The organism is Thermoplasma sp., assembly GCF_023256435.1.
Lineage (GTDB): Archaea > Thermoplasmatota > Thermoplasmata > Thermoplasmatales > Thermoplasmataceae > Thermoplasma.
Genome location: NZ_JAGDXM010000049.1, coordinates 1 through 9402, shown reverse-complemented (window position 1 = coordinate 9402; position 9402 = coordinate 1). Strand labels below are relative to the sequence as shown.

General features: G+C 40.6%; 8 protein-coding genes and 1 pseudogene. 6 read left to right on the top strand and 3 right to left on the bottom strand.

What is annotated here, in order from left to right; genetic code table 11:
• Positions 1-903: pseudogene (locus tag Q0C15_RS06785) on the top strand (hypothetical protein); the annotation flags it as partial.
• A gap of 113 nt (positions 904-1016) precedes the next feature.
• Positions 1017-1391, top strand: coding sequence for an archaeal heat shock protein Hsp14 (gene hsp14 / locus Q0C15_RS06780; RefSeq protein WP_297217605.1), 375 nt, complete (start codon positions 1017-1019; stop codon positions 1389-1391).
• A gap of 24 nt (positions 1392-1415) precedes the next feature.
• Here hsp14 and Q0C15_RS06775 read toward each other — a convergent pair whose 3' ends face one another.
• Together Q0C15_RS06775 and Q0C15_RS06770 are read right to left on the bottom strand one after the other, a co-directional pair.
• Complete coding sequence (locus tag Q0C15_RS06775; protein ID WP_297217603.1) at positions 1416-2945, bottom strand: AarF/ABC1/UbiB kinase family protein; 1530 nt, start codon at positions 2943-2945, stop codon at positions 1416-1418.
• Positions 2946-2959: 14 nt separating this feature from the next.
• On the bottom strand, positions 2960-3289 hold the full coding sequence (locus tag Q0C15_RS06770) for a thioredoxin family protein (protein WP_297217602.1): 330 nt from the start codon (positions 3287-3289) through the stop codon (positions 2960-2962).
• A gap of 543 nt (positions 3290-3832) precedes the next feature.
• Between Q0C15_RS06770 and Q0C15_RS06765 the strand changes: the two genes are divergently transcribed.
• A complete protein-coding gene (locus Q0C15_RS06765; RefSeq protein ID WP_297217599.1) occupies positions 3833-5380 on the top strand; it encodes an aldehyde dehydrogenase family protein in 1548 nt (515 codons plus the stop codon).
• Positions 5381-5423: 43 nt separating this feature from the next.
• Entirely contained in the window at positions 5424-6953 is a 1530-nt protein-coding gene (locus tag Q0C15_RS06760; protein WP_297217597.1) for an oligosaccharide flippase family protein, read from the top strand.
• Positions 6954-6984: 31 nt separating this feature from the next.
• Here the strand turns inward: Q0C15_RS06760 and Q0C15_RS06755 are convergent, their stop codons facing one another.
• Positions 6985-7614, bottom strand: a complete 630-nt coding sequence (locus tag Q0C15_RS06755) for a translation initiation factor IF-2 subunit beta (protein WP_297217595.1) — start codon at positions 7612-7614, stop codon at positions 6985-6987.
• Positions 7615-7798: 184 nt separating this feature from the next.
• Between Q0C15_RS06755 and Q0C15_RS06750 the strand changes: the two genes are divergently transcribed.
• Together Q0C15_RS06750 and Q0C15_RS06745 are read left to right on the top strand one after the other, a co-directional pair.
• Positions 7799-8209, top strand: a complete 411-nt coding sequence (locus Q0C15_RS06750) for a ribbon-helix-helix domain-containing protein (RefSeq protein WP_297217592.1) — start codon at positions 7799-7801, stop codon at positions 8207-8209.
• Positions 8206-8952 carry a hypothetical protein gene (locus Q0C15_RS06745; protein WP_297217591.1) on the top strand — a complete coding sequence of 249 codons (747 nt, stop codon included), beginning with the start codon at positions 8206-8208 and terminating at the stop codon, positions 8950-8952. Before Q0C15_RS06750 ends, Q0C15_RS06745 begins: the two co-directional genes overlap by 4 nt.
• Positions 8953-9402 lie beyond the last annotated feature (450 nt).

The window sequence follows — 9402 nt, the reverse complement described above, 5'->3', positions numbered from 1 at the left end:
TCCGCCCTTCTGTATGGCTTATCAACATCGATAAAGCAGATACCATGGATTATTTTACCCTTTCTGCTTTATTTCGTCTATCGTGAGAGGGGGATCAGAACTGCTGTCGAATATCTTCTGATCTCTGCTACCGTCTTCATAATCACAAATATAAGTTTCATCATATCGAATCCGCATTTATTCATTTCATCCATTCTATCCCCTGAAACAGCACAGCTGATCGGTGTCGGACAGGGAATAAGCATCATCAGCATAGCCGGCTACTATTCGCTTGAACCGCTATATTTTGCCATAATGTTTGTCTTCTCGATACTCTTTTTCTTATTCATATACATAAGACATTTTGAAACGATGAAATACACATTCCTGATCTTTCCGCTTCTCATATTCTTTTTCAATTTCAGAGATCTCTACAATTACCTCATATTCTGGCCCTTCATTGCCTTTGCATTTCTTCCATATCTAAGGGGCAGAGACGCCAATAAGAGCTTCAGGATTGGTCTCAAACGGATAATCACCTACTCCATGGTGTTCGTAGCTGTGGCAGCTATTATAGCGGTTCCTATGCATGAGCACAGCGAATTCTCAATATCTTCCGTTTCAAATATCAACAGAACCTCAGACTACGTTATCGGGATGAATGTCAATGTTTCATATACGGGTGAACATCCAATCCCCCTGGAATTCAGATTTTTGCCTTATGGATATTTGGGAAATCTCAATGGTTTCATATGGTCAGTGAAGTCGTACACAGCCGGATCCAATTGGATAAACTTCACGATCGTGCCCTCTTATCAGCAGTCCATGCTTAATGCCAGTTATTCCTATAAGCTGGTTGCTTACTATGGCGAACAACAGGCATTCTATGATCTCAATTTGCCCTCTATCATCTATGGCGAATAAAGGATCACGGTATCGTAATCTTTCATTTATGTAAATGCTGTCCTGATATGATTTTGAACAATGTAGCTGCTGTAGGAATCAATGCTTATATATCAGTTGGTATTTAATAAATTATGTATTCACCAGTTAGATTCTTTACAAATGAGATGCTGAAAAATGTCTCAAACACGGTGAAGGAAGTATCATCATTCATCTATCCACCTGTGACGATGTATCAGGATGGAGAAGATCTTGTGTTGGAAGCTGAGATGGCAGGCTTCGACAAGAAGGACATACGGGTAACCGTTGATAAAAACGTGCTTACCATAAGGGCAGAACGAAAGAGGGAGTATAAATCAGTCTATCTCGATCAAAGGGTAGACAAGGTCTTCAAGGTTGTGCGCCTGCCGGTAGATGTTGAACAATCCAGTATTTCTGCTAAATATCAGGACGGAGTTCTCACCGTCAGAATGAAAGCCAAAGACATAAAGACAGTAGAAATCGAGTGAAAAGAATCATTATTTATTTTACCATCATTTTCTTATCATTATATAAATGAATGCTATGGAGTCCACGACTATTAATGGAATGAATATTAAAGGCCTGTTCTGGATCTCAAGGAAAAATGACACAAGAAGGAATCCCAGAAAAATAGAGGCAGGAATTTTGTAATCGCTTCTGGGTTTTTCAATCTCTTCTTCGCTCTCCAGCTTTCTCTTCATCAAAGGTACGATCTGAACGGCTTTCTCCATTGATCTTAACGTGTCTGAGAGGAAATTCTTAAGCTGCTGCTTATACAGGGTTTGAATGAGGCCTTCATCGTAGAGCAGCTTCTGCAGTACCCTGATGAATTTGAAATCAGGATCAAGCTGCTGGCACACGCCCTCTAGGAGCGATGACATCCTCATATAGAGAACCAGTGCCCTTGGAAGCCTGAATGGAAATTGGAATATAACATCATTGGCAACATCGAGCAGTTCTCTGATCTCAAGATCTTCCGCCGATCTTCCATAAAAATTTGATATCGCTAATTCTATCCCCTTTCTGACAACACCCCTGTTTGCTCCAGGAGATAGGGCATTCAGGGAGATCAGAGCATCTATTATTTCATCCGGATCCCTATTGAGAAGACCGTCGTAAAGGGATAGAAGCCTGAATCGCATTTCATCATTTATGTGGCCGATCATACCAAAGTCGTACAGTATGATTGTGCCGTCTGGTTTTACCGATACGTTGCCAGGATGCGGATCTGCATGAAAGATGTCGTTTTTCAGGAGCATGCGCATGAATATTGTATCGTATCTAAGCGCAAGTTCCTTAGTATCTATCCCGGCTGATTTTAATTTATTTACTTCATCTATCTTTATTCCTTCAATGTATTGCATGACCAGAACTTCCTTTCCTGAAAGTTCCTCCACTATACCTGGCACAATGACTCGATCTTCCTCCTTAAGGTTTGCTGCTATGGCACGCATGTTTGACGCTTCCTTTCTGTAATCGATCTCGTCAAATATGCGTCTGTTAAAATCAGCAAGAACATTCTCTATGCTTAAATACAGAAAATTATCTATTCTTCCCTTCGCAAGTCTTAGGAGATGTTTGATCACTATCAGATCGTTCTTAACCCTTTCCTCGATGTTATATCTGTTGACCTTTACAGCTACTTTCTTTCCTCTATAAACTGCCTCATAAACTTGCCCAAGGGAAGCGCCAGAGATTGCAACATCATTGAAATATTCGAAAACCTGGTCTATTGGCCCAATGTTGCGTTCTATAATCTCCTTTACAAGGGGAAATGGATCAGGATCCACCCGATCCTGCAGTAGCCTAAACGATTTTAGATATTCTTTTGGAAGAAGATCCGGCCTTGCTGAAAGTATCTGACCCAGCTTAATGAATGTAGGTCCAAGCTCAATAAATCGCTTGACAGCAAGCTCTCCATGGCGTTCAATTTCATAATTCCATTCATGATCTCCACGTTCAATCTTTCTGTCTTTGAGATACCGCCTGAATACGGGGTATAGCTTTCTGAATATGTGGATTTCATCACTGATAATACCCATAAATCACCGCGGCATCAGACAGAATCACATGGCATTTTGGATACCTGATCTATGATAGATTCGAGCTTATGGAGGCCTTTGAGTTCAAATTGTCTTTCCCCGTTAACAAACATGATCACTCTAGGTATGCTGTTTATATTCAGAAAATCTATGATTTCAGGATTCTCATCGATATTCATCTTGTAAAAATAGCAGGCATTCAATTGCTCGCACGCCTCTTCTAAGTACGGCGCCATCATCTTGCAGGGATGACACCACTCAGCCCACAGTTCTATGATGAAACTTTTCTTATTTGCAACAAGCTGATGAAATTCACTGAACGTGATGTCTTTAACGCAGGCCATATGTTTCATCAATGCTTTAAACCTTATATATTTTTCAGATCCAAAATGATTTCCATCTCGAACATTCGAACGGAGCCAAGAAAACTTTGTCAGGATGATATTGCTCTTATCACTCTCATTTCAATTGGCGGACTTTCTTTCAGATCCTATCTCGTCAGGAAGTGAGCTACTCCTAAGCTGAAGCTTCGGATATTCCTTTCATCGAAGGGACATCTGCCTTTCCGGACATCCGTACAAGCCTCATATCGTGATATCCACAGACATGAATTCGGATCTCAGCGATTTTACTCAAGTATCATCTATTTGATTATCATGGAGGATTCAAAGAATATGTAAGGATAATTTATAGATCTTTCTATTTATTGAGGGAAGTCCATGTATCTCATCGCTAGAACTGTTGAGAATTACAACTTCTCCAAAATCCCTAACCTCTAATTAAATAGTTATATCGCAAACTGTATTGAAACTATTACAATGAATTATATAGAAAGTATGTGTCTAGCATTCTGCAAAATAATATGTATTGTTTTGCGATAATATGGTATGCCATTCGAAAACGAAAACACATACCTGAGGATGGTGGAAGCAGGCAAAGAAGAGGAGTTCCACAAAAAATATGAGGCGGCTCTGAAGGAGGCTGAAACTCTTTTCCATAAGGAATATCCCAATATAATAGCTGATGATGTTGTCGAGAGCAAGAAAATCAAGGATATAAGCCCTATAGATGGAAGCGAGATCGCTACCTTCCAGCTCGCATCTGAGGAATCTGTCAATAGAGCCGTAGAGATGCTTCACCGGTCATACAAAGGCTGGTATAACCTGGGATATATGAAGAGAGCCATGACGTTTTTGAAAGCGGCCGATATGCTCAGTGAACAGAAGTTCAAATTTGCGGCAATACTGACCTATGAGAACGGCAAGAACAGATATGAAGCAATTGGAGATGTGGATGAAGCCATAGATTTTATGCGTTTCTACGCGATCAATCTCATAGAGAACCAGGGATTCATAAAACTGACGGGAAAGGCGTACAAAAACGAAGAATCGATGAGCGTCATGAAACCATATGGCGTCTTCGGTGTGATATCGCCATTCAATTTCTTTTCTATCGGAGTTGGAATGAGTTCCGGGCCACTCGTAACAGGAAACGCCGTAATACTCAAGCCAAGCAGCGATATACCGCTTTCGCTATATCTATGGGTTCGTCTGATGCATGAAGCTGGAGTTCCGAAGGAGGTTCTGGCATACGTTTCAGGATCCGGGGGGATAGTCGGAAGACACATAGTTGAAAGCAAGAAGGTTGCGGGTATCGTCTTCACAGGATCAAGGGATGTTGGTCTGGATATCCAGAGAAAATCGATAGATAACGGACCGAAGGTAGTTATAACTGAAATGGGTGGCAAAGATGCCATAATAGTTTCAAATAAGGCCGATCTCGATAAGGCCGTTGAAGGTGTAGTCAGGGCTGCCTTTGGTTTCGCTGGTCAAAAATGCAGTGCATGCTCACTTCTCTACGTCCATAAGGATGTGTATGACGAATTCATGAAGCGCCTGAAAGCCAGGACTGAGCAGATAAAGCCAGATGACCCAAGAAAGAGGGAAACATTCCTGAATCCTGTCATAAACAAGGAGGCTTATGAAAAATTCATCTCTCTAAAGCCAGAATACAATAAGGGAAAGATACTTACGGGTGGACATGAACTCAAGAGGCCAGGTTTCTACGTAGAACCAACCATAGTCACGGATCTTCCAAAAGACGCATACATAGCCAGAAATGAGATATTCCTTCCGGTTCTGAGCGTATTCAAATGCGATAGCATAGAGGAAGCCGTAGATGATATAAACAGCATGGATTACGGTCTCACGGGAGGAATATTCACCGAGGATCCGAAGGAGATTCAGTACTACTTCGACAACGTAGAGGTAGGCGTGCTCTATGCAAACAGGAAGAGTGGAGGATCTACCGGTGCAATGGTTGGTTCTCAGCCATTCGTTGGTTGGAAGCTGAGCGGCGTATCAGGCAAGGGTACAGGTTCGTACTACTATCTGATGCAGTTCCTGAGGGAGCAGGCACAGACGATAGCCCATTGAAACCATGAAATAATTTTATTCTTATTTTTACATACCCTCAATATTGTTTAGTCAGAAATCACCGATCATTGTTACTGCGAACATCATAAACGCTATCGCCGGATATCTTGGGCTCTTTTTCATTACGAGATATATTGGCATAACAATCTGGGGGTTTGTGGCCTTTGGTATGGGATTCACCGGCATATTCTCACTGGCCACAGAACTGGGCTTCAGTTCTGCATACACGAAGAGTGTGTCTGAAGGCTATGATGTTAGGGATGCAACTAGTACATTCTTTGCGGTAAAGCTGCTGCTGGCTATTTTCTTTGTGATAATAACTATCTCCGCACTGACTGTATGGACGGACGTACTTCACCGCGGTTTTCAGAATCCAATAGAATACTGGGTGATCATAGCTCTTATACCGTACTACTTCTCGGGCACATTGCTATCGATACCCAGGTCATACTATACCTCCACATTTTCGCCTTACAGGCAGGTACTTCCTTCAATAACGGAGGCTATCTTGAGAAATACATTCTTCATTCTGATAGGAATATTCTACTATTTTAGGATATGGAGATTTCCGGACGCAGATGTTGCAGTTATTATCGCGTCTGTTTATTCCATAACCTATACCATATATTTTCTTTTCATGATGCATCTGGGAAGGCCATGGCATCTTCAGAGGCCAAGCTTCTCAACGCTAAAGTACTTCGCTGCAGTAGCTATACCTCTGGCCGCAACAAGCGGTATAGCTACCATAAATGGAAATATAGACAAGGTCATAATACAGTTCTACTGGCATGCGGACGCGACCAGCGCGCTTTATACATCGCAGATAATCGGAACGGCTTTGATTTCATTCTCAGGTGCAATCACTGGATTCTTCCTGCCCATACTAGCACGAAGATATAAAAAAATAGATATGACCTATGATTCCTACGATCTGGAGCGATATGTATCTCTCTTTATTCTCCCTTTTGTGATCGTGCTTTCTTTATTTTCCATCTACTTCCTCAATATTTTTAGTGGTGGATACAGGGTCTATTCCGACATATTGGTCTTCGTAGCGCTTGGAAATTACATATCCATCATCACTTCTCCCTTTACTTCTGCAGTGGTAGCAAGCGGTAAAACCTGGAATATAGCAAAGATAACGACCCCCTCAATACTGGCTAACATAGCGCTAAACTTCCTGTTCGTCCCCAGATCAGTCTTTGGATTTACCGGGTTTTCAATGGGACCAGCTGGAACGGTATTCGCATCATTTCTCACAGCGCTGGCTGACTACATAGTGTATCGTTATCTATATTATCGCGTGGAGGGAAAAAATAACATTGGCATAATAAGACAGATAATCCCGGCATTATCTGAGATCGCGGTTGGCTATCTTATAATAAAGATAATAAAGCCTTATCCTTTCATTGAATTGCTCGGATCATCACTTCTGCTCATTCTTGTTTTCTTCCTCGTTGCGATTGCCATAAGGGAGATTACAGGATCAGAGATGCTAGAGTTCTTAAAGAATCTGAATCCTATAAATATCCCAAAGAATATCAGGGAGGAAAGACAATCGGATAAAAAATAATCCAACTGTCTGCCTAATATTCAAATGTTGGTCAGTGTCTATCCTGCTTTAGTTTATCTATGATCTCACCGATAGCAACATCGTTCTTTATCTTCTTTATTCTGACCTTCACCGTTTCACCCTTCTTTGCCCCAGGCACGAATATAGTATAGCCCTTGTATGTGGATCTTCCCTCACCTGAGCTTCCAACTTCTGTTATCTCTACAACATATTCCTTGCCTTCTTCTATTGTTTCATCTTCCTTTACTTCCCTTACGGAATGTATGGGGTGCTGCGCACCGCATGCTTTGCAAACGAGTAGCGATATTCTCCCAGACTTCTGAATCTCAGTGTCAAGTGAACCGCATTCGTAGCATCTGACATAGGTGTTGATGTACTCGTTCATCTTATCCAGAAGTTCCTCCAGCGTCAACTTGCGATTTATAATTAGCCTTCTTCCATTTTGAACGATATTGGTGCCGAACTCCCTGGTGAGGAATTTGATTATATGCTCTGGATCTCTGTTTATGATGTCAACTATATCCTGAAAATTTCTAATTATTGTGGCCTTGCCTTCCCTGATTATTTCGGGTTCTGGAATCTTCAATCGATCGATATTCTTTGTTGAACTTGAAAGGACATTTTTTGCCTTTTCTAAAAGCTTCTCATAATCATCGGTCATACATGGCGTATGTAAACGTTAAATATTAACTTGAACCATCGTTATATAAAAAGATGGGCGGGGCGTATAGGATACTTATATGAAAAAATTAAATATTAATTTTTTCGATAAAATGTACAAATGTCAGTACATGGTAGAAAAATTAATATAGTGACTATATTATAGTTCTTATGAGGAGTTGAAATTGCTCAATAAAGATGTCAAGCTCACATTGCGCATATCGGAGGAAGACATCAATGAGATTGATAATTTTCTGAACTCATATCCTGAATTTGGCAGCAGATCTGAATTTATAAGGCATGCAGTGATGTCATACATCGCAAGCAAAAGAGTATCCGTGCTGAAGGATCCGAATCAGAGCGCTTTTGAATTGGATCTGGATGATAATACGGCAAATATTATAAAGACTGTCATAGATAAAGGTTTCTTCAAATCAGAAAAAGATCTGATAAGTGCCGTAGTGAGAGAATACGTGGACGTTTTTCTTCTGGACTTCGTGAAGAGGAAATCAAAGAATATGAAGGATCTTATGGGCGAGCTATCCTCATTTGAAGGTGTAAAGCACAGTACGATAGAGAGGAGAAACGGAAGGTGATCGATATTCAGAGGCGTTTTGAAGTTTTTGAAAATAACACGGATTTTAGATCGAGCATGGCAGAGCTTTATTACAGACAAAAGGCTAACGTTGCGGTAGTTTCCATCGGGGGTGCCGGTTTTAGAGTTATAAAGAGGATGAGACCCATAGAGATAAAGAACGTTGACACGTATGCGATAATTGAAGAAGATATGCAGGAGAGCCACATATACGATGGTAGAATGTCGGATAAAACCGGAGAGGTAAAAATCTCATTATATACGCTCAATTCTGAAAGAAATCCTTTCCTCAGATACGCCTCAGGGCCGATAAAAATATTAAACGGCGGGACTAGCAGTAAGGCAGATGAACAGATGTTCATGAGGTTATCAGAGAATGCGGTGGCTTTCGTAATACTTAGCGGTTTCGGTGGCAGGTTTTCTCAGGATATGCATATTCATCTTGTTGGATGTTTGAGAGATCTTGGAAAGGAAACGCTGAGCGCTGTTATAATCCCAAGCAAACTTGAGCAGAAACGCAGACAGAAAGCTCTTTCAGGGATAAGAAAACTTGAGAAAATGGGTGTTCCCTACATAGTTTTTGACAATGAAAATTTTATAGACTTACTGGATGCAGCAGCAATAACTGATAGAGTCGATGCAGTGAATTTGAAAATTGCGGATAGTCTTGATGAGTACATATCTTCCATATCATCTTCCATAGATAACCTGAAATACAATCTGATAGAAGACCTCAGGCGCTGATAAATATACTTAACCTGAGAAAATATTATTTATTCACTTCTTAACGACGAACTGTGTTATAAGCAAAGTTGGAAGTTTGAGAGAAACGATAAAACTCAGAGCTCAAGGAGAAAATGTATTGGCTCTTCTCGGTGGATGGGCTTATAAATTCTCTTTCAAGGTTCTTTTTGGTATACTCCATGACATAAGGTTTTTTTGAATTACATCCGTACAGGCAGGAATCCTTTCGTTGAAAGTAAGTTCGAAGATTCAGTTGCGAAGTAGCTCACGGGCATCTAATAAATATTTCATCACATATCATCAACTAAAAAAAGAGAATGGGCTCAGATACCTTAGGATGATATAATCCATAATTCCAATAACTTTATGCATAACTAATGTATTATATTATTAATTATTAAAGCTAATGAGGTATTAAACCTGCTACGGATATGAAGAAAGACGCTTCAT